22 protein-coding genes and 2 tRNA genes are annotated in these 20,763 nt (G+C 57.9%); 22 read left to right on the forward strand and 2 right to left on the reverse strand.

Annotated elements, in window-relative coordinates:
* Positions 1–55 precede the first annotated feature (55 nt).
* The 5 genes from guaA to ACESMK_RS13790 are packed head-to-tail and all read left to right on the forward strand — an operon-like array spanning position 56 to position 4,998.
* Positions 56–1,633 (forward strand): glutamine-hydrolyzing GMP synthase, encoded by a 1,578-nt coding sequence (guaA, locus tag ACESMK_RS13770; RefSeq protein ID WP_372999775.1) that lies wholly within the window; start codon positions 56–58, stop codon positions 1,631–1,633.
* Between the two features lie 20 nt (positions 1,634–1,653).
* Positions 1,654–2,157 (forward strand): tRNA adenosine(34) deaminase TadA, encoded by a 504-nt coding sequence (gene tadA / locus ACESMK_RS13775; RefSeq protein ID WP_372999778.1) that lies wholly within the window; start codon positions 1,654–1,656, stop codon positions 2,155–2,157.
* A 9-nt stretch (positions 2,158–2,166) separates the two neighbouring features.
* Positions 2,167–3,162 (forward strand): UDP-glucose 4-epimerase GalE, encoded by a 996-nt coding sequence (gene galE, locus ACESMK_RS13780; RefSeq protein WP_372999781.1) that lies wholly within the window; start codon positions 2,167–2,169, stop codon positions 3,160–3,162.
* 30 nt (positions 3,163–3,192) lie between these two features.
* On the forward strand, positions 3,193–4,536 hold the full coding sequence (locus ACESMK_RS13785) for a UDP-glucose dehydrogenase family protein (RefSeq protein WP_372999784.1): 1,344 nt from the start codon (positions 3,193–3,195) through the stop codon (positions 4,534–4,536).
* Positions 4,537–4,563: 27 nt separating this feature from the next.
* Positions 4,564–4,998, forward strand: coding sequence for an HIT domain-containing protein (locus ACESMK_RS13790; protein ID WP_372999787.1), 435 nt, complete (start codon positions 4,564–4,566; stop codon positions 4,996–4,998).
* Between the two features lie 13 nt (positions 4,999–5,011).
* Here ACESMK_RS13790 and fabR read toward each other — a convergent pair whose 3' ends face one another.
* Positions 5,012–5,629 (reverse strand): HTH-type transcriptional repressor FabR, encoded by a 618-nt coding sequence (gene fabR / locus ACESMK_RS13795; protein WP_372999790.1) that lies wholly within the window; start codon positions 5,627–5,629, stop codon positions 5,012–5,014.
* A gap of 209 nt (positions 5,630–5,838) precedes the next feature.
* Here fabR and aspS point away from each other — a divergent pair, with 209 nt between their 5' ends.
* The 15 genes from aspS to nadA all read left to right on the forward strand — a co-directional run bounded on the left by aspS (position 5,839) and on the right by nadA (position 17,796).
* Positions 5,839–7,647: an aspartate--tRNA ligase gene (gene aspS, locus ACESMK_RS13800; protein ID WP_372999794.1), complete on the forward strand. Its 1,809-nt coding sequence runs from the start codon at positions 5,839–5,841 to the stop codon at positions 7,645–7,647.
* A 25-nt stretch (positions 7,648–7,672) separates the two neighbouring features.
* Positions 7,673–8,416, forward strand: coding sequence for a YebC/PmpR family DNA-binding transcriptional regulator (locus ACESMK_RS13805; RefSeq protein WP_230707432.1), 744 nt, complete (start codon positions 7,673–7,675; stop codon positions 8,414–8,416).
* 18 nt (positions 8,417–8,434) lie between these two features.
* Positions 8,435–8,962, forward strand: a complete 528-nt coding sequence (gene ruvC, locus ACESMK_RS13810; RefSeq protein WP_372999797.1) for a crossover junction endodeoxyribonuclease RuvC — start codon at positions 8,435–8,437, stop codon at positions 8,960–8,962.
* 30 nt (positions 8,963–8,992) lie between these two features.
* Positions 8,993–9,622 (forward strand): Holliday junction branch migration protein RuvA, encoded by a 630-nt coding sequence (gene ruvA, locus ACESMK_RS13815; RefSeq protein WP_372999800.1) that lies wholly within the window; start codon positions 8,993–8,995, stop codon positions 9,620–9,622.
* A gap of 132 nt (positions 9,623–9,754) precedes the next feature.
* A complete protein-coding gene (ruvB, locus tag ACESMK_RS13820) occupies positions 9,755–10,786 on the forward strand; it encodes a Holliday junction branch migration DNA helicase RuvB (protein WP_372999802.1) in 1,032 nt (343 codons plus the stop codon).
* Positions 10,779–11,240, forward strand: a complete 462-nt coding sequence (locus ACESMK_RS13825) for a YbgC/FadM family acyl-CoA thioesterase (RefSeq protein ID WP_372999805.1) — start codon at positions 10,779–10,781, stop codon at positions 11,238–11,240. Before ruvB ends, ACESMK_RS13825 begins: the two co-directional genes overlap by 8 nt.
* A gap of 3 nt (positions 11,241–11,243) precedes the next feature.
* A complete protein-coding gene (gene tolQ, locus ACESMK_RS13830; RefSeq protein ID WP_372999809.1) occupies positions 11,244–11,933 on the forward strand; it encodes a protein TolQ in 690 nt (229 codons plus the stop codon).
* Between the two features lie 46 nt (positions 11,934–11,979).
* Complete coding sequence (tolR, locus tag ACESMK_RS13835; protein ID WP_372999812.1) at positions 11,980–12,426, forward strand: protein TolR; 447 nt, start codon at positions 11,980–11,982, stop codon at positions 12,424–12,426.
* A gap of 79 nt (positions 12,427–12,505) precedes the next feature.
* The gene (gene tolA / locus ACESMK_RS13840; protein WP_372999873.1) at positions 12,506–13,489 is read left to right on the forward strand and encodes a cell envelope integrity protein TolA; all 984 of its coding nucleotides are present in this window, start codon (positions 12,506–12,508) and stop codon (positions 13,487–13,489) included.
* Between the two features lie 16 nt (positions 13,490–13,505).
* Entirely contained in the window at positions 13,506–14,819 is a 1,314-nt protein-coding gene (gene tolB / locus ACESMK_RS13845) for a Tol-Pal system beta propeller repeat protein TolB (protein ID WP_372999815.1), read from the forward strand.
* Positions 14,820–14,896: 77 nt separating this feature from the next.
* Positions 14,897–15,466, forward strand: coding sequence for a peptidoglycan-associated lipoprotein Pal (gene pal / locus ACESMK_RS13850; RefSeq protein WP_372999819.1), 570 nt, complete (start codon positions 14,897–14,899; stop codon positions 15,464–15,466).
* Between the two features lie 16 nt (positions 15,467–15,482).
* Entirely contained in the window at positions 15,483–16,238 is a 756-nt protein-coding gene (ybgF, locus tag ACESMK_RS13855) for a tol-pal system protein YbgF (RefSeq protein WP_372999822.1), read from the forward strand.
* 85 nt (positions 16,239–16,323) lie between these two features.
* A tRNA-Lys gene (locus tag ACESMK_RS13860) sits at positions 16,324–16,399 on the forward strand.
* A gap of 68 nt (positions 16,400–16,467) precedes the next feature.
* Positions 16,468–16,543, forward strand: a tRNA-Lys gene (locus ACESMK_RS13865).
* A gap of 191 nt (positions 16,544–16,734) precedes the next feature.
* Positions 16,735–17,796 (forward strand): quinolinate synthase NadA, encoded by a 1,062-nt coding sequence (gene nadA / locus ACESMK_RS13870; protein WP_372999825.1) that lies wholly within the window; start codon positions 16,735–16,737, stop codon positions 17,794–17,796.
* Here nadA and ACESMK_RS13875 read toward each other — a convergent pair whose 3' ends face one another.
* A complete protein-coding gene (locus ACESMK_RS13875; RefSeq protein WP_372999829.1) occupies positions 17,797–19,272 on the reverse strand; it encodes a M48 family metalloprotease in 1,476 nt (491 codons plus the stop codon).
* A gap of 165 nt (positions 19,273–19,437) precedes the next feature.
* Here ACESMK_RS13875 and ACESMK_RS13880 point away from each other — a divergent pair, with 165 nt between their 5' ends.
* Together ACESMK_RS13880 and ACESMK_RS13885 are read left to right on the forward strand one after the other, a co-directional pair.
* Entirely contained in the window at positions 19,438–19,665 is a 228-nt protein-coding gene (locus tag ACESMK_RS13880) for a sulfurtransferase TusA family protein (RefSeq protein WP_069183428.1), read from the forward strand.
* A gap of 16 nt (positions 19,666–19,681) precedes the next feature.
* Complete coding sequence (locus ACESMK_RS13885) at positions 19,682–20,761, forward strand: AI-2E family transporter (protein WP_372999834.1); 1,080 nt, start codon at positions 19,682–19,684, stop codon at positions 20,759–20,761.
* Positions 20,762–20,763 lie beyond the last annotated feature (2 nt).

The raw sequence follows: 20,763 nt of genomic DNA on the forward strand, positions 1-20,763 counted from the left end.
CCTATTAAACGCGGCCCCAAGAGGGCCGCGTTGTTAATTCAGCTCCGAGGACTCCATGGCCCAGAACATTCACGACCACCGCATCCTGATTCTCGATTTCGGTTCCCAGTACACCCAGCTCATTGCCCGCCGGGTTCGGGAGATCGGCGTCTACTGTGAGATCAAGGCGTTCGATATCACCGATGACGAGCTCAATGAATTCAATCCCAAAGGGATTATTCTTGCGGGTGGTCCGGAGTCGGTAACTCAGCTGGGTGGTCCCCGGGCGCCGGAAGGACTGTTCGACCGCGGTATTCCGATACTGGGAATCTGCTATGGCATGCAAACCATGGCGGAGCAGCTTGGAGGCCGTGTTGCCAGCTCCGAGAAGCGTGAGTTCGGCTATGCCCAGGTCAAGGTGCGGGCCAAGGGGCCTTTGCTGGCGGATATTACCGACCACCTGACACCAGCTGGAGAGTCGCTGCTGGATGTCTGGATGAGCCACGGCGACAAGGTGGTGGCGATGCCGGAAGGATTTGAGTTGTTGGCATCCACCGAGAGTGCGCCGATTGCCGCCATGCAGGACCTCAGCCGTAACCTGTATGGCGTACAGTTCCATCCTGAAGTGACTCATACGCTTCAGGGCAAGCGAATTCTCGAGCACTTCATCCAGACTATCTGTCACTGCGAGGCGCTCTGGACGCCGGCCAAAATCGTGGATGACGCAGTTCAGCAGATTCGCGAACAGGTTGGAAACGACAAAGTATTGCTCGGCCTCTCCGGTGGTGTTGACTCGTCGGTAACGGCGGCACTGCTTCACCGGGCCATCGGCGATCAGCTAACCTGCGTGTTCGTGGATAACGGCCTTCTGCGCCTCCACGAAGGCGACCAGGTGATGGACATGTTCGCCAGCAACATGGGCGTGAAGGTGATCCGGGTGGACGCCGAAGACCTGTTCCTGTCGAAGCTCAAGGGTGTCAATGATCCCGAGCAGAAACGGAAGATCATCGGCAATACCTTTATCGACGTGTTCGATGACGAGGCCGCCAACATCAAGGACGTGAACTGGCTGGCTCAGGGCACGATCTATCCGGATGTGATCGAGTCCGCCGCGTCCAAGACCGGCAAGGCGCACGTTATCAAGTCCCACCACAACGTGGGCGGCCTGCCGGAAACCATGAAAATGAAGCTGGTGGAGCCGCTGCGAGAGCTGTTCAAGGATGAGGTGCGCCGGATCGGCCTTGAGCTCGGGTTGCCTTACGACATGGTGTACCGCCACCCGTTCCCGGGGCCGGGCCTTGGTGTTCGTATCCTGGGCGAGGTGAAAAAGGAATATGCCGATATCCTGCGCAAGGCAGATGCCATCTTCCTGGAAGAGCTTCATCGTGCGGATTTCTATCACAAGACCAGCCAGGCCTTTGCGGTATTCCTGCCGGTCAAGTCGGTAGGCGTGGTAGGAGATGCCCGCCGCTACGAATACGTGGTGGCCCTCCGTGCGGTAGAAACCATCGACTTCATGACGGCTCGCTGGGCGCACCTGCCTTACGATCTCCTTGAAACCGTCTCCAACCGGATTATCAACGAGATCACGGGCGTTTCCCGGGTGACCTACGATGTTTCCTCCAAGCCGCCGGCAACGATTGAGTGGGAATAACCAGCGGATGACTCGATCCGATGTCTGATCTGACAACGGAGGACGAACGCTGGATGAACCGGGCGCTGCAACTTGCAGGTGAGGCCGCGGCGAAAGGTGAGGTGCCGGTTGGGGCAGTGGTCGTCCTGGACGGAAAGGAAATCGGCGCGGGCTTTAATGCGCCGATTTCCGGTTGCGATCCCACGGCCCATGCCGAAGTCCGGGCCCTTCGCGATGCCGGTGCCCGGCTGGGCAATTACCGTCTGCCCGGAGCAACGCTTTACGTTACGCTGGAGCCCTGTACCATGTGCGTGGGCGCCATTGTGCATGGCCGGATCAGTCGACTGGTTTATGGTGCCAGTGAGCCCAAGGCAGGTGCGATAGAATCCGCTCGCCGTACGCTGGAAGAGCCCCACCTTAACTGGGATGTGACGGCGGTTGGTGGTGTTCTCTCAGACCAGTGCAGTCAGGTGATCAGTGAGTTTTTCAGTCGGCGCCGGGCAGAGATCCGGCGTTTGCGCAAACAGAATTCAGGGAAGGAGTAGTTCTCGCCTATGAAAGTCCTCGTTACCGGCGGAGCCGGGTATATTGGCAGTCATGTGGTTCGTCAGTTGGATCAGGCCGGTCACGACATTGTTGTGTTCGATAATCTTTCCACAGGCTACCGTTGGGCGGTGACCGCCGGAGAACTGGTGGTCGGGGATCTGGCCGATGAAGCGGCAGTCGAGGATCTGTTCTCGCGTCACCGGTTTGAAGCGGTTTTGCATTTTGCGGCCAATATTGTGGTGCCGGAATCCGTTGCCAATCCCCTTAAGTACTACAGCAATAACACCCGCAATACCCTGAACCTCCTGAAAGCGGTCGAAAAGCACCAAGTGACTTACATGGTGTTTTCATCCACGGCAGCTGTTTATGGCATGCCTGAGCAGACGGTGCTCACCGAGGATCTGCCGCTGGCTCCCATCAACCCGTATGGCGCTTCCAAGATGATGAGCGAGCGGATGATTATGGATCTGGCCGCAGCCTCCAGCCTCAACTACGTGATTCTCCGTTACTTCAATGTGGCGGGCGCCAACCCGGAAGGCCTGCTTGGTCAGGCCACGCCTGAAGCGACGCATCTGATCAAGGTGGCCTGTGAATGCGTGACCGGCCAGCGTGAGGGGATGAGCGTGTTCGGCACGGATTACGACACCCGGGACGGCACCTGCATTCGTGACTACATCCATGTGGAAGATCTGGCTAAAGCCCATGTCATGGCCCTGGACTACATGGCTGGCGGTGGTCACTCAAAGGTCATGAACTGCGGTTATGGTCGCGGCTTTACGGTGCGGGAAGTCATCGATGTGGTCAAAGCGCAATCCGGCGTTGATTTTCCGGTCAGCGAAACCGGCCGCCGTGCTGGCGACCCGGCGGCGCTGATGGCGGACAACACGCTTATTCGCCAGACCCTGGGCTGGCAGCCGGACTATGACGACCTGAATACCATAGTCGGCACGGCTCTGGCCTGGGAAACCAACTGGCAAAAGAAAAAAGCGGAAGAAACCCAGTAACATTTCTGAATTTGGCTCGGGATTTAAAGGATGAGAATTACGATTTTTGGAACCGGTTATGTGGGCCTGGTAACCGGCGCCTGTCTGGCGGATGTTGGTCATCATGTTCTGTGTATGGACGTGGATAAAGGCAAGATTGAAAAGCTGGAAAATGGCCAGATTCCCATTTTTGAACCCGGGCTCGAAACCATTGTAAGGCACACCGTTGAAGCGGGCCGCCTATCCTTTACGACCAACACGGAAGAAGCTGTCCGCCACGCGACTCTGCAGATTATTGCTGTTGGTACGCCACCGGACGAAGACGGTTCTGCCGATCTGCAATACGTAACCGCTGTGGCCCGTTCCATTGGCGAGTACATGGACGACTACAAAGTCGTGGTCGACAAGTCGACCGTACCGGTTGGCACTGGCGACAAGGTCAGGGCTGCACTCAGGGCGCAGCTGGATCGCCGCGGCCTGGAACTGGATTTTGATGTGGTATCCAATCCTGAATTTCTCAAGGAAGGCGCCGCCGTCAACGATTTCATGAAGCCTGACCGTATTGTTGTCGGTACCGACAGCGAGCGGGCGGCGGAGCTGCTGAGGGAGGTCTACTACCCGTTCAACCGCAATCACGACCGGATGATCTTTATGGATCTGCGGTCCGCGGAGCTCACAAAATATGCGGCCAACGCGATGCTGGCCACCAAAATCAGTTTCATGAATGAAGTTGCAAACCTGGCAGAGCGCCTCGGCGCGGACATCGAAGCGGTCCGTCGAGGCATTGGTTCCGACCCCCGGATTGGCTATCACTTTATCTACCCGGGATGCGGCTACGGCGGTTCCTGTTTTCCGAAAGATGTTCAGGCTTTGGCGCGTACAGCCAGTGACTGTGGCTATGAGGCTCGGCTGTTGAGCGCTGTGGAATCGGTAAATCATGCCCAGAAACATGTCCTGTTTGACAAGATCAGTCATTACTTCGGCGGCGATCTTAAAGGTAAAGTGGTCGCGATCTGGGGACTGGCGTTCAAACCCAATACCGACGACATGCGCGAGGCCTCATCCCGTACCCTGATGGAAGATCTCTGGAAGGCGGGTGCTACCGTCCAGGCCTTTGACCCCGAAGCCATGGAAGAAACCCAGCGACTCTACGGCGATCAGGCCGGTCTTATGCTATGTGGAACCAAAGAGCAGGCCCTGAAAGGCGCTGATGTACTGGCGATCTGTACCGAGTGGAAAGAATTCCGTTCTCCGGACTTTGAATCCATTGCTGCGACCATTCGTGAACCGGTGGTCTTTGACGGTCGGAACCTGTACGAACCGGACATGCTGGATCGCTACGGCCTGATCTACTACGCGATCGGCCGCGGTCGGACCCAGTTTCATTCCCGGTAAGCCTGCGCTGCAAAGAGAGGATCTGACATGAGTGAACCGGCGGACTTTCAGCTACACGAGCGGCTGAAAGCAGACACCTTGGGTATTGGTCGTACGTCTCTTTGCGAAATCAGGCTGATGAACGACAGTACCTGGCCGTGGGTGCTCCTGGTCCCCGCGGTTCCCGGCATTCGGGAGATTTACCAGTTGTCGGCGGACCAGCAGCACCAATTGGTCCGTGAGTCTTCGGTCCTCAGTGAAGCCATGATGGACGTGTTCGGCGGCGACAAGATGAACGTCGCTGCCCTCGGCAATATGGTGCCCCAGCTGCATTTACACCACATCGTGCGATTTGAGGGCGATCCGGCCTGGCCGGGCCCGGTTTGGGGCAAGCAGGCGCCGGTACCTTACTCCAATGAGGAGCTGGAGCAGGCTCGGCAACGACTGGCGCCGGTGTTGGCGGAGCTGAAAGCGGGCGTTTAAAGCCAGTGCAGGGCTACTGGCGCTTGGCCAGAGTCTGGGAGCCGACCAGTATCATCCTTAGCTCGGTTTTCAGCTTGGCCTTGAGCTCTTCACGCTCTTTCGCCGTTGCGTCCAGCGCTTCGGCACCTTGGTTGAAAACCAGGGTAACCATGGCCTCGGCCACTAATCTTGCCTCGGAAAGGGGTCTGTTCTGCTCATCGGCGATCCGCCGAAGGTCATCCGCCAGTTCGGTAACAAAGTGATCTATCTCCGCCTTCACCGCCGTCCGGAACGGCTTGGAGACCCCCGTCCGCTCCCGGAGCATCAGCCGGAACAGGTTGGCGTTGTTGCCCAGATACTCCATGAAGGTTTCCACGGACGTCGAAATGGCACTGCCACCGTCCCTGGCGATCCGCTTGCGGGCCTGCCGCATCAGTTGCCTGAGCGCAACGCCGCCTTCATCGACCAGCGCCAGCCCCAGTTCGTCCAGTTCTGCAAAGTGCCGATAAAAGGAGGTCGGAGCGATACCCGCTTCCCGGGCAACTTCCCGCAAGCTCAGGCTGCCAAAGCCCCGATCGGCACTCAGTTGCGAGAGCGCCGCATCCATCAGTGCCCGCCGGGTTTTCAGTTTCTGCTCCGCTCTGGTGGCCAACGTCAGACTCCATCCGCTTTTGGAAAAAGAAGCATTCTAGCCGGCTGCAAACCTGCAGTCATCCGGCTACCTGATTTGCTTGCCAGTACGCCTGATTTTCAGCGTCATTGTGTTTATAATGGGCGGCTTTTCCGCTATGGTCGCTACATTTTTTGAGCGGGCACTTACAAGCACCAATTTCGAACACATTAAACGTAACGGGAACCGGTATGCGCAGTCATTATTGCGGTGGGATTAACGAATCCCACATCGATCAGGAAGTCACACTTTGCGGATGGGTCCACCGCCGCCGTGACCACGGTGGGGTTATCTTCCTGGATCTGCGGGATCGGGATGGTATGTCGCAGGTGGTCGTCGACCCTGATACCCCTGAGAGCTTCGCGCTCGCGGAAAGAGTCCGCAGCGAATTCGTGATCAAGGTTACCGGTCGGGTACGTCGTCGTCCTGCCGGCACCGAGAACAACAACATGCCCACAGGGCAGGTTGAGCTTCTGGGCAAGGAGCTGAGCATCCTGAACGCCGCGGCAACGCCGCCATTCCCGTTGGATGAGCATGTGGACGTTGGCGAAGACGTGCGCCTGCGCTATCGGTTTGTGGACCTCCGTCGTCCGGAGATGATCAACCGCCTGCGTTTTCGTTCCCGAGTAACCAGCTACATCCGTAACTACCTGGACAGCAACGGGTTCATGGATGTGGAAACCCCCATCCTGACCCGTGCCACGCCAGAGGGCGCGAGGGATTACCTGGTGCCGAGCCGTACTCACGAAGGTTCCTTCTTTGCGCTTCCGCAGTCGCCGCAGTTGTTCAAGCAGCTGCTGATGGTGTCTGGTGTCGACCGTTATTACCAGATCGCCAAGTGTTTCCGGGACGAAGACCTGCGTGCGGATCGTCAGCCCGAGTTCACCCAGGTAGACATCGAGGCTTCTTTTATTGATGAAGAGACTCTGATGAAGCTGAACGAGGACATGATTCGTTCTCTGTTCAAGGATGTGCTGGATGTTGAGCTGCCGTCCTTCCCGCAAATGCCCTATGCCGAGGCAATGCAGCGCTACGGCAGCGACAAGCCGGATCTGCGGATCCCGCTGGAACTGCTGGATGTGAACGATCTGGTTGAAGGTGTGGACTTCAAAGTCTTCGCTGGCCCCGCCAAGGATCCGAAAGGCCGTGTAGCCGCCTTGCGTGTACCGAAGGGTGGCGAGCTGACCCGTAAGCAGATTGATGATTACACCAAGTTTGTTGGTATCTACGGTGCCAAGGGTCTGGCCTACATCAAGGTCAACGATCTCTCGAAGGGCGTAGAAGGCCTGCAGTCCCCGATCATCAAGTTCCTGGGTGATGATGTCGCCCTGGCGATCATGGAGCGTGTTGGTGCTGAAGACGGCGACATCGTGTTCTTCGGTGCGGACAAGACCAACGTGGTCAACGAGGCCCTGGGTGCACTCCGGATCAAGATCGGTCACGATCTGGACATGCTGACGTCCGAGTGGGCACCGCTCTGGGTTGTGGACTTCCCGATGTTCGAGGAAACCCCGGACGGCGGCCTGACTGCGATTCACCACCCGTTCACCGCACCTTCCTGCAGTCCGGACGATCTTGCGGCCGATCCGGCCAACGCGCTGTCCCGGGCTTACGACATGGTGTTGAACGGTACCGAGCTGGGTGGCGGTTCGATCCGTATCCACGACGAGAAAATGCAGGAAGCGGTTTTCCGCATCCTGGGTATCGGTGAGGAAGAAGCCCGGGCCAAGTTCGGCTTCCTGCTGGATGCCCTGAAGTTCGGTTGCCCGCCGCATGGTGGTCTGGCGTTCGGCCTGGATCGTCTGGTCATGCTGATGACGGGTTCGACGTCCATCCGTGACGTCATCGCATTCCCGAAAACCCAGAGTGCCACCTGCCTGATGACCCAGGCGCCGGGCGAAGTGGATGAGAAGCAGCTGCGTGAGCTGCACATCCGTCTGCGCAAGCCGTCAAAGCCGGTCGAAGGCAACAAGGCGGAAGTCGGCGAGGGCAACGAGTAAGTCAGTGATTTAAGGGAGGAGCTGTATGGCGGGTCACAGTAAGTGGGCCAACATCAAGCACCGCAAGGCGGCACAGGATGCCAGGCGGGGCAAGATCTTCACCAAAATCATTCGTGAGCTGACCGTAGCCGCGCGCCAGGGCGGGGGAAATCCAGATGATAACCCCCGCCTGCGGGCGGTCATCGATAAGGCGCTCACCGCGAACATGAAAAAAGACACCATCGAGCGCGCGGTAGAACGTGGCGCCGGTGGTGGTGATGACGACAACTACGAAGAGCTGACCTACGAAGGCTACGGTCCGGGTGGAGTGGCTATCTTTGTGGAAGTCATGACCGATAACAAGAACCGGTCTGTTGCCGAGATCCGTCATGCATTCAACAAGATGGGTGGCAATCTCGGTACCGACGGATCGGTGGCCTACCTGTTCAGCAAGCAGGGCATCATCAGCTACGGTCCGGAGTGGGAAGAAGACAGGCTGGTGGAAGCCGTGCTTAGCGCTGGCGCTGAAGACCTTGCGGCCCAGGACGACGGATCCTGGGAGATTGTGACCACGCCCGAGCAGTTCCTGGACGTCAAGGAATCGCTGGTTAATGCCGGGCTGGTGCCGGACAATGCCGAAGTCACCATGGTTCCATCCACGCGAGTGGAACTGGATCGGGACGGCGCGGAAACCATCCTGAAGCTGATTGATATGCTCGAAGATCTGGACGATGTTCAGAATGTCTATCACAACGCGGATATCTCCGGTGAGATCATGGAATCGCTTTGACCAGTCAGGGGCAGTAATGTGGCGATAATTCTGGGCGTTGATCCGGGATCACGAATTACCGGTTACGGTGTCATTCGGGTGGATGGTCGACACATTGAGTACATCGATAGCGGCTGCATCCGGGTTGGCGAGAAGCCCATGGCGGAGCGCCTCCAGACGATCTTTCAGAGCCTTGCCACGCTGATCGGAGAATATCGGCCGGAAGAATTTGCCATCGAGCAGGTGTTCATGGCCCGCAATCCGGACTCTGCCCTGAAGCTTGGCCAGGCCCGTGGTGCGGCCATTGTCAGTGCTGCCAACAGCGGGTTGGCGGTTCATGAATATTCGGCCCGGCAGGTTAAACAGGCAGTAGTCGGCAAGGGTGGCGCCGATAAGTCCCAGGTGCAGCACATGGTTCAGGTGTTGCTCTCGCTCTCACGCAAGCCCCAGGCCGATGCGGCCGATGCGCTGGCCATTGCCATGTGCCATGCCCACATGAGTCAGAGTATTCTGCGGGTAGCCAGTGGCGCCGGAAAGGTCCGAAGCGGTCGCGTGCGCCAACAATAAACCGCTCAAAGGAGCGACGGGAGATTCAGTTTGATTGGTCGTATCCGAGGTATTCTGGTTGAAAAGGCTCCTGGCCAGGCGTTGGTTGAATGCGCCGGCCTGGGCTACGAAGTCGACATTCCTTATACCACCTTCTTTCATCTGCCGGAAACCGGCGACGAAGTGACCCTGCACACCCATTTTGCCGTCCGCGAAGATGCACAGAGTCTCTATGGCTTTGCATCCCGTCTGGACCGGGATCTGTTCCGTCTGTTGATCAAAGTCAACGGTGTTGGCCCGAAACTGGCGGTTGGCATTCTTTCAGGTCTGGACGCACAGCAATTCATTCGCTGTGTTGAGAACCGTGACTCCGCCTCACTGGTCAAGCTCCCCGGAGTTGGCAAGAAAACCGCCGAACGGCTTCTTATTGAAATGGCGGACCGGATAGGGCAACTTGAAGGGCAATTCGTGCCAACGTCGCCAGAGACGACAGGGGCGGGCCAAATGGGCGCGCAGGGCCCGTCTGGCGGGCCGGCAGCCACCGAGGAAGCGGAAGCCGCGCTGATTGCACTGGGTTACAAGCCCCAGGAAGCCGCCAAAGCCATCAGTAAGGTGGCCGGGGAGGGCATGACCAGCGAAACCCTCATCCGCTTGGCCCTGCGAAACATGATACCGGCCTGAGCGTGAAAACCTGTCGTGAACCTGTAGAGAGCGTAACGTGACACCTGCAAACCCCTTTGTACAATTGGGGCTGCGCTGGAATAGCGGGCAAACGTGAGGCACGATGTTGATTCCCACACTATGGGTGATGCCATGATCGAATCCGACCGGTTGATCTCGGCCCGGGCCGGTGAATATGAGGAAGTGCAGGACAGAGCCATTCGTCCGACCCTTCTGGCTGAGTATGTTGGCCAGCCCACGGTCCGTGAACAGATGGATATTTTTATATCCGCCGCCCGGGGCCGTCAGGAAGCCCTGGACCACGTTCTGATCTTTGGCCCGCCCGGTCTGGGCAAGACAACCCTGGCCAATATCATTGCCAACGAGATGGGCGTGTCCATCAAGACAACGTCGGGTCCGGTTCTGGAAAAGGCCGGGGACCTGGCGGCAATGCTGACCAACCTGGAAGAAGGTGACGTTCTCTTCATCGACGAGATTCATCGTCTCAGCGCGGCGGTCGAAGAAGTTCTCTATCCCGCCATGGAGGACTACCAGCTGGACATCATGATCGGAGAGGGGCCCGCAGCCCGTTCCATCAAGCTGGACTTACCGCCCTTCACCCTTGTTGGTGCCACCACCCGTGCCGGTCTGCTGACATCACCCTTGCGTGATCGCTTCGGTATTGTGCAGCGACTGGAGTTCTACAACACGGAAGATCTCACCAGCATCATTCTGCGTTCCGCGCGCCTGTCCTCTGTTGCAGTGGACGAGGCGGGCGCATTCGAAATTGCCCGGCGATCACGAGGCACGCCACGGATTGCCAACCGTCTGTTGCGCCGGGTCCGGGATTTTGCGGAGGTCCGCTCCGACGGTCGGATCACTTCGGATATAGCGGATCAGGCCCTGAATATGCTGAAAGTGGATAATCAGGGGTTCGACCATATGGACCGTCGGTTGCTGCTGGCCATGATCGAAAAGTTCGACGGTGGGCCGGTGGGTGTCGAGAGTCTTGCTGCCGCGATCAGTGAGGAGCGCGGTACCATCGAGGATGTGCTTGAGCCCTTCCTGATTCAGCAGGGTTATATGGTCCGTACTCCGAGGGGGCGGATGGTGACCTCCAACGCCTATCAGCACTTCGGCGTCATTGCGCCGAAGTCGGGCAGGGAGGACGATCTTTTTGGTTGAACAGGCGCCAGAAGCCAGTTTCGAGCTGCCGATTCGGGTCTATATCGAAGACACCGACGCCGGTGGCATCGTGTTTCACGCCAAATATCTCCATTACATGGAGCGGGCCCGAACCGAATGGGTACGCAGTTGCGGGGTTGGTCTCAGGGCGGGCCTGGCAGACAACATCAGCTATGTCGTGCAGCGCCTGAACATTCATTATGCTGTAGCAGCAAAGCTTGATGATGAACTGCTGGTCACGGCCGAGCCGGTTGCCTTCGGCCGGGTCTGGATGGATTTCCGGCAGCGAGTCATGCGTGCCGGTGACCGAACGCTGCTCAGTGACAGTCATGTGCGGGTCGCGTGTGTTGCCCTGGATACTGGTCGCCCCCGGCGATTGCCGGAAAACATGCAGGAGTTGCTGGCCAGGAATGTCCAGCCCACTGAAACGATAAACAGAACGAGCCAGGAGTAAGTAGTGGATTCAGAACTTTCAGTCTGGTACCTGATTGCAAATGCCGGTGTCCTGGTACAGCTGGTCATGCTTTTGCTGGCCCTGGCGTCGGTCATGTCCTGGGCGTTGATTTTCCAGCGTCTGCAAGTATTCCGGAAAGCCAAACAGGCTCAGCTGGCGTTCGAAGAGCGCTTCTGGTCCGGTATGGATCTGGGCCAGCTTTATCGGGAGGTCAACGCCGATCCGACACCGTTTTCCGGCATGGAATCCCTGTTCCGGGCCGGATTCAAGGAATTTTCCCGGTTGCGCCAGCAAAGCCGCGATGCGGACGCCGTGATGGAGGGCACCCAGCGTGCGATGCGCGTTGCTTTCTCCCGGGAGCATGAGCGGCTGGAGACCAGCCTGCCGTTTCTGGCAACGGTTGGCTCCACCAGTCCGTACATTGGCCTGTTTGGTACCGTGTGGGGCATCATGAACTCCTTCCGCGGTCTGGCTCAGGTTCAGCAGGCAACGCTGGCCACCGTGGCTCCGGGTATTTCGGAGGCTCTGATTGCCACTGCGATGGGCCTGTTTGCTGCGATTCCGGCCGTTATTGCCTACAACCGTTTCTCGGCCATGTCCGATGCCCTTCTGAAGAACTATGAAACCTTTGCCGATGAATTTTCCAGCATTCTCCATCGTCGCGTTCACCAGAGTGAAAAGGGCGCTGCTTGATGATCATGGGTCCGAGGGGCAGGAATCAGGTTAGGAGCACCGTTTTATGAAAGGCATGGGAATGATGCCCGAGCACCGGCGCAAGCCAATGTCGGAAATCAACGTGGTTCCGTACATTGATGTCATGCTGGTGCTGCTGATTATCTTCATGGTTACCGCCCCGATGCTGACTCAGGGGGTGAAGGTTGATCTGCCGCAAACAACATCCGAACCGATTCAGTCGGACAAGGATGTTGAGTCCGTTATCGTGTCCGTGGATGCCAACGGCGCTTATTACGTGGAGATCGGTGACGAGGGGAGTGACCCGATGTCACTGGAAGATGTTCGGGCCCAGATCGGCAGGATTCTGTCGCAACGCGCCTCAAGCGAGATTCTGGTTCGCGGTGATGAAAATGTTCCGTACGGCACAGTTGTCCGACTGATGTCCGAATTACAGGGTGCCGGGGCTGCCAGTATTGGCCTGATTACCGAATCACCCCGGGACGAGAATTGAGACCGGTGCGGGCAGGAGTGTTGTGAGAGACCACCAGCGCGAAGTAACCACGACCGGAGTGCCACCCTGGAAGTCGCCGGTGGCGCTGTCGGTAACGCTGCACCTGCTGATTCTGGGGATAGCGCTGGCGGGCTGGTCCTGGACCAGCTCCGTTCAGGAGCCGCCGCCCAGAAGTATATCGGCGCGTTTGATTACGCAGCAGGAACCTGAGCCGAGCCCGGTGGTGGAGCCAGACGATCAGCAACAGCGTGATGAAGAGCGCCGGGCCGAGGAGGAACGTCGCCAGGAAGAGGCAGAGCGCAAGAGACAGGAAGAAGAAGCCCGCCGCATTGCTGAGCAGAAGCGCCAGGAAGAGCAGAAGCGGCTTCAGCAGCAGAAAGAGCAAGAACGTCAGGAAGCCGAGGCGAAGGAACGGGAAGCGCAGAAAGCCCGTGAAGAGGAAGCGGCACGAAAAAAGGCGGAGGCGGAAGCCAAGGAGCGCGCTCGACAGAAAGCAGAGGAAGAGAAGCGCCGGCAGGAAGAAGCAAAGCGGAAGGCCGAGGAAGAGAAGCGAAGACAGGAAGAGCAGCGCAAGCGTGAAGAGGCCGAGCGTCAGCGTCAGGAAGAGCAGGCGCGGCAGGAAGCCGAACGCAAGCGCCTTGAGGCAGAACGGAAACTCCGTGAGCAGCAGCTTGAGGCCCAGGCAGATGCCGCTCGCAAAGCCAGGGCGGAGGAAGCCCGTCGACAACAGGAAGCCGCTGCGGCGAAAGCCAGAGAAGCCCAGATGTTGTCGGAAAGCGAAAAGTATCAGGCACTGATCAGGGAGCGGCTTAGCCAGGCGTGGTATCCGCCCTCGTCTGCAACGGAAGAGATGACGGCCCGGCTCCAGATTACTTTGCTGCCCACGGGTGAACTTGCTGGTGTGAAACTGGTCAGCAGCAGCGGTAATACGGCTTTCGACAATTCCGCTCTTGGCGCGGTGAAATCATTGAGTCGGTACCCGATACCCAATGATCGGGATACCTTTGAACGGTATTTCCGTCAGTTTACGATCGAATTCAATCCACGGCGGATGAATAGATAACGATATGGATAACACCATGAGACATCGGAGTTGGCACAACCCGTCCAGAGCATTCCTCATCGCCCTCGTTCTGTTTTTCACGGCGGTTTCAGGCGCGCGGGCGGAGCTCTTGATCCGGATCACAGAAGGCGCGGGTTCGGCCATCCCCGTTGCAGTGGTTCCGTTTGCCGAGTCTGGCCAGATGCCGGCAGGCGAGAAGGTAAGCAGTATTGTGCAGTCGAATCTCACCATGACAGGTGAATTCCGCACCCTGGCACCGGACAAGATGCTCAGCCTGCCGTCCAAACGGGAAGAAGTCTACTTCCGGGACTGGCGGCTGCTCGGTCAGCGTTACGTGCTGGTGGGTGCTCTTACCCGCAGCGGTGATCGTGTTCAGGCCCGTTACGAACTATTTGATGTCAATCGGGAAGAGCGGATTCTCGGAGAAACCGCGGCCGCACCTGCATCCAATATGCGCTCCCTTGCACACCACATCAGCGACAAGGTGTATGAAGCCATCACCGGTGTGCCCGGCGCTTTTTCCACCAAGCTCGCCTATGTGACCCTGGATACCGCCAATGGCAAACCCCGTTACCGCCTGCAGGTCAGCGATGTGGACGGCAAGCGAGCCAGGATCCGCCTGGAGAGCCAGGAGCCCATCCTGTCCCCGGCCTGGTCACCCGATGGGAAAAAGCTGGCCTATGTATCGTTTGAAACCGGCAAGCCAGTCATTTTTGTCCATGAGCTCTCATCCGGTGAACGCACCAAAGTAGCGGATTTTCCCGGCCTGAATTCGGCACCGGCCTGGTCTGATGATGGCAGGTCGCTGCTTATGACCCTGTCAAAAGACGGCAACGCCGAAATCTATCGAATGAATCTGGCAAGCCGGGAGCTGACAAAGCTCACCAACCACTGGGCGATCGATACCGAGCCGACCTGGGACGCAAGCGGCCGCGGCATATTCTTCACATCGGACCGGTCCGGCGGCCCCCAGATCTACCATATGGAAACTCCGGGAGCCGAGCCACGTCGTATTACTTTCGGCAGCCGTTATAACGCCCGACCGAGGCCCGATAATGACGGTAAATTCGTTTACTACGTTCACCAGCGGGACCGGGCGTTTCACATCGCCCGCACCGAACTCAAAACCGGGGAGGAGACTATCCTCACCCGCACGGAGTCTGATGAGTCTCCCAGTGTTGCGCCCAATGGCCGGATGCTGATTTACGCAACCCGGCAGGAGGGAACAAACGTGCTCACGGTTATCTCTGCAGATGGCGGGGCAGCGTACAGCTTGCCGGCTTCTGAAGGAGATGTCCGGGAGCCAGCCTGGGGACCTTTGGTTCGTTGATTGCCGGCGCGGTAAGGTGCCGGCAATCGTTCAGTTAACTTTGTCAAACAACGTCAATCAACGGAAAGGAACAAATCATGAATTTCTCAGCTCAATCCAAAGCGTTTGCTCTGCTGCTGTCCGTGGGTCTTGTGGCCGGCTGTAGTTCTACAGGCGGTACCTCGGAAGAGGGCGAATACGGGTCAGATGTGTCTGCCGTAGACCAGGACGGCGGGTCCACCGTGTACGGCGGTGACGACCAGGACGGCGTATCCTCTTCAGCCATGACCGAAGAAGAACGGATGGAGGCTCGCGAGCAGGCGGAACAACAGGCGCTGCGTGAGATCACCGTGTTCTACTTTGATTTCGACACCGCAGAGATCAAGCAGGAAGCCCGTGACGTGCTGGTTGCCCACGCCCGTTTCCTGGCCAACAACCCTGGCCAGAACGTTCGCATTGAGGGGCATGCCGACGAGCGCGGAACCAAGGAGTACAACCTGGCACTTGGCGAGCGTCGTGCCAATGCGGTACAGCGTTTCCTGATCGTCAATGGTGCTTCACGTGGCCAGCTCGAGACCGTAAGCTATGGCGAAGAGAAGCCGGCAGTGATGGGTTCCAGTGAAAGTGCCTGGGCTCAGAACCGTCGTGTGGAACTCGTATTTGAGTAATCACCCAGGAAGAACCATGAGAAAAGCACTCATGGCGGCAGTGGTGCTCCCGTTTGCCCTCGGGCAGGCGGGAGTGGCTCTGGCGCAATCAGCTCCGGACAATCAGCGCAATTCAGGCAGCAATCAGGCATCGTCTGAGTTGTTCTACATGATCCAGCAGCTTCAGGGCGAAGTCCGGCGACTCCAGGGCGAAGTGGAGGAGCAGAGGCACCAGATCGAACGCCTGCAGCAACAGGGGCGGGATCGGTATATCGATCTGGATCAGCGCATCCTGGATCTTTCGGAAAAGGTGGCTTCGCGCTCTGAGCCCGATTCCGATGAGGGCGCCGGTTCCGTCGGCCCTGATGGCTCTGCCCCCGCACTGGTGGCCAGAGAGTACCGCCAGCCCGATGCCGAGGAGCGAAAGGCCTACGATCAGATCCAGGATCTGATCCGTAACCAGAAAAAATACGATGAGGCCATCAGCCGCATCTATGAGTTTCTTGATGAGTATCCGGAAGGTGATCTGACGGTAAATGCCTATTACTGGCTGGGTGAGGTGTACCTCGTCAAGCCGCAGTTGGAGCAGGCAAAGCAGGCCTTCACCATCGTCGCGACCCGCTATGGGGATCATCGCAAGGCCCCGGATGCCGTTTACAAACTCGGCGTTACTCATGATCGCCTCGGCGAAAAGGAAGAAGCACGGCGCAGTATGCAAACGGTGGTTGAGGATTACCCCTCCAGCAGTGCCGCAAACCTGGCAAGGAAGTTTCTGGAGTCGCAGAACAGCTGAGTGTCCAGTACGGGAAAAATGTTGAGAAACCTGAAAAAAAGGGGTTGATCAGCGGCCAAAAATCATTACTATATGCGCCTCGTTTGGGTCGTTAGCTCAGTTGGTAGAGCAGTTGGCTTTTAACCAATTGGTCGAAGGTTCGAATCCTTCACGACCCACCAAACACGAAATACCGGGTGGGCTGAGTCATTCGGTATGGATTGAAGTCACGGCTTCAGTCGCCAGTTTTGGGTCGTTAGCTCAGTTGGTAGAGCAGTTGGCTTTTAACCAATTGGTCGAAGGTTCGAATCCTTCACGACCCACCAAATAACAGAAGCCTCCGGGTTTTTGTGAAAAAAGAGCCTCCGGGCTCTTTTTTTTTGCGTATACGTTCCTACCTAGGTAGACAGGGAGCAGAAAATCCATTCACAAGACTGTGATAGGTCTGTTTCAGAATCATTAAAACCGGGGCAGGAATGCTATAATGCCGCGGTTAACGCAACACAGAGATGCAGTAATGACACGAGCTGAAGACCGTATCCTTGTTCAGGAACACCTGGCCCACGCCGCCGAGCCGAAACCGCTCAGCGCGGACGAGAAGTCCGAGCTGGAGGCGCGTATCACATCGGTCCTGAAAGATCAGGATGCCGTACTGGTGGCTCATTACTACACCGACCCTGACATCCAGCGTCTTGCCGAAGAAACCGGAGGCTGTGTTGCCGACTCACTGGAAATGGCCCGTTTTGGCAATCAGCATCCCGCCTCAACCATCGTGGTGGCCGGCGTAAGGTTCATGGGTGAAACCGCGAAGATCCTGAACCCGGAAAAGCGTGTTCTGATGCCAACGCTTGAGGCAACCTGCTCCCTGGATGTGGGGTGTCCCGCAGACGAGTTCGCCGAGTTTTGCGACCAGCACTCAGACCGCACGGTTGTGGTGTATGCCAATACCTCCGCTGCGGTGAAAGCGAGGGCAGACTGGGTAGTCACCTCAAGCTGTGCTCAGGCCATTGTTGAAGATCTGGACGCCCGCGGCGAGAAAATCCTCTGGGCGCCGGACAAGCATCTGGGGCACTACGTCCAGAAGACTACGGGCGCGGATATGCTGCTCTGGGACGGTTCATGCATTGTCCATGAGGAATTCAAATCCCGCGGGCTGGAGGATCTCAAGGCCCTGTATCCGGACGCGGCGGTACTGGTGCACCCCGAATCGCCCGACGCTGTGGTTGAAATGGCAGATGTGGTGGGGTCAACCTCGCAGCTGATTCATGCCGTTCAGACCTTGCCCAACGAAAAATTCATCGTTGCCACCGACAACGGCATTTTCTACAAAATGCAGCAGCTGGCTCCGAACAAAACCCTGATTGAGGCGCCCACTGCCGGCAACGGTGCGACCTGTCGCAGTTGCGCCCACTGCCCGTGGATGGCCATGAATGGTCTTCAGAATCTGTTGCAGGTGCTGGAGCGGGGCGACCAGGAAGTGCATGTGGATCCTGGTCTCAGAGAGCGAGCGTTGCGGCCTTTGCAGCGCATGCTCGATTTCACGGCCAACATGAATCTGAAAGCGGCGGGCAACGCCTGATCAACTGGACCGGGCGTGCAGGCGCCCGGTTATTTCTGCCAGCCGTTCGGTGACAACCTGTCTTTGTGGCGCGCCGGCGGGCAGTTTCTCCTGGGCCTGCCTGAGCTGACGCTGGGCAGATTCCAGATCCCCCATCAGAACGTCGTACTCTGCGCGTGCGCGATGTACGCCAACAATGTTCCTTGCCATGCCCTCCGCTTCGGCGAGCTTAAGCCAGAGGTGTTCCTGCCCTGGCAGCTGCCGGGTCAATTGCTTCAGGTATTCAGCTGCGGCCGCACCATTGCCATCTGCGATTTCCGTGCGGGCCAGGGTGTGGGTGATCGGATAATTTCCCGGATTCCTCGCCAGTGCGTCTTTCAGAATGGCCCGCGCTTCGCCCACACGATTCTGTGCCAGCCTGACTTCTGCCAGAGTCACCTGAAACGTGATCCGCCCGGGATTTTTGGCCAGCAGATCGTTCAGTATCTCCACAGCCTTGTCGTATTGCCTGTCTTCCAGGTAGGCCACGGACAGACCGTAGCGGATGGCATCGTTTCGTTGGGCGTTGGGTCGATCCAGATAAGCCTCGAAGGTCTCGACAGCAACATCGGGTGAGGGCGCATAGTGCACCTGGAGCCGGCTGCGCATCAGATGGTATTCCTGGCCGTCCCGTATATCTTCGTCCGGGTACTGTTCTGCGCGGCTGCGGGTATCGGCAACACGGCTCTGGGTTAATGGGTGTGTGGAGAGGTATTCAGGTAGCCGATTTCCCTGCATCCGGTTCTGACGCATCATGATTTCGAACATTTCCGGCATGCCCCGTGGATCCATCCCCGCGCTGGCAAGAATGTCCAGCCCGACGCGGTCGGCTTCCTGTTCGTGGGCACGGCTGTAGGCGAGCATATTCTGGGCTGCAAGGGCCTGAGTGCCGGCGATGGCGGCAAAGCCAATGTCCGACTGGGTGACTGCAGACAGCACAACGCCGGCAATCATTCCGGCCAGTGTAAGTGGCGCGCTGGTCTCCTGTTGTTCCATACGCCGGGCAAAATGCCGCTGGCTCAGGTGGGCAAGCTCGTGGGCCAGAACGGATGCAAACTGCTGCTCGGTGGCCGCGTTCAGGAAAAGCCCCCCGTTCACTCCCACAATCCCGCCAGGAACGGCGAACGCATTGATGGCCGGGCTGTCGATCAGCGCCAGGGTAAGGTCCCTGTTCTGAAGTGGCGCCGAGGGCACCAGGCGATAGGTTATGTCGCTCAGGTAGTCGTAAACCAGCGGGTCACTGATTCGCGGTGCCGAACGGCGGATCGATACCATGACCTGCTGGCCGATATCCGACTCCTGCTGGCCGGCAATTAGGCCTCCGCCGCTACCGCCAATACTCGGCAGCCGGCTTTCCTGGGCCTGGCCCGGAAGCGGTGTGATCAGCAGGGCCAGAACCAGCAGGGCGATGCTGGCCAGTGCCGGGAATGTTCGGGAAAGGGGCTGGTTGAGAATCATGTAGTGCCGGATGCCTGTGGTCTGAATCGCCGGTTTGACAGCGCATATCGATAAAAAGTTCTGATCCCCTGCTTGAAGAGGATTGTGATGCAATACATTATCACTGTCGGCATAATGCCTGCTTGTTAAATCCGCTTATAGTTACTGTGATGGTGTATCGCTAGTATGGTTGATCGAACGCTTGATGCCTCCGGGTTGCGCTGCCCGATGCCGCTGCTGAAAACAAAGTTGGAACTCAACAGTATGGCGCCCGGTGAAGAGCTGGAGGTCATTGCGACGGACGCAGGTTCGGCCCGTGATATCCCGGCCTTCCTTCAGCTGTCCGATCACAAGTTGATGAGCAGCTCTGAAACCGCCGGGCAGTACCGGTTTGTGATAAAGTGCGGCGGTTAAGTTTTCGGAGCTGTAGATGATCAGGACATTACGCGGTCTCGCGCACAAGTATTTCTCGGACGAAGAAGCGGTCATCCTGTTCCTGATTCTGGTAACAGGGACCATTTTTGTTATCTGGTTTGGCGCCATGCTTGCGCCGGCCATTGCCTCTCTGATCATAGCCTTCATTCTGCAGGGGCTGGTAACCAAGCTCAACAAGTTGGGCGTGCCGGAGACGGTATCCATACTGGGTGTCTTCCTGGTCTTTCTCGGGGTGCTCATCGGGTTCCTGTTCGGCCTGTTGCCTCTCATCTGGACCCAGGTCAGCAATCTGGCCGGTGAAGCGCCCCGGATTATCCGGGAGCTCCAGTCCTATCTCGAGCTGTTGCCGCAGCAGTACCCGCACCTGATATCGGGTGAGGCTGTGACCACGGTCTACAGTCAGGTCAGCACTGAGGTGGGGCATATGACCCAGTGGCTGGTGTCCTTTTCACTGTCGAGCATTCCCGACCTCGTGGCTCTGCTTATTTATATGGTGTTGGTCCCCATTCTGGTGTTTTTCTTCCTCAAGGACCGGGCATTCCTGCTGAGCTCCATTGCCAGGCTTCTGCCGCCCCAGCGCCCCATGATGCTGACAATCTGGCATGAGGTGAATCTTCAATGCGCCAACTATGTCCGCGGTAAGGCCGTGGAGATACTGATTGTTGGTGGCGCCACCTATATTGCCTTCAAGCTGCTGGGAATGCCGTATGCTGCGTTACTCTCCCTTTTGGTGGGCCTGAGCGTGGTCATTCCGTATATCGGCGCAGCCGTGGTCACCATCCCGGTAGCGGTCATCGCCTTGTTTGCTTTTGGCTGGAGCAGTGAGTTCATCTGGGTCATGGTGGTGTACGGCATTATCCAGGCGCTGGATGGTAACGTGCTGGTGCCCATTCTGTTCTCGGAGGTGAATAACCTCCACCCGGTGGCGATTATTGTCGCGGTGTTGTTCTTTGGGGGTATCTGGGGGTTGTGGGGTGTTTTCTTTGCCATTCCCCTGGCCACGATGCTCAAGGCGGTATTCGCTGCCTGGCCGGTGAAAGTGTCGGCGCCTCGGAGCGAAACCGGCGACGCCTGAAA

It is taken from the genome of Marinobacter sp. (assembly GCF_041687235.1).
Lineage (GTDB): Bacteria > Pseudomonadota > Gammaproteobacteria > Pseudomonadales > Oleiphilaceae > Marinobacter.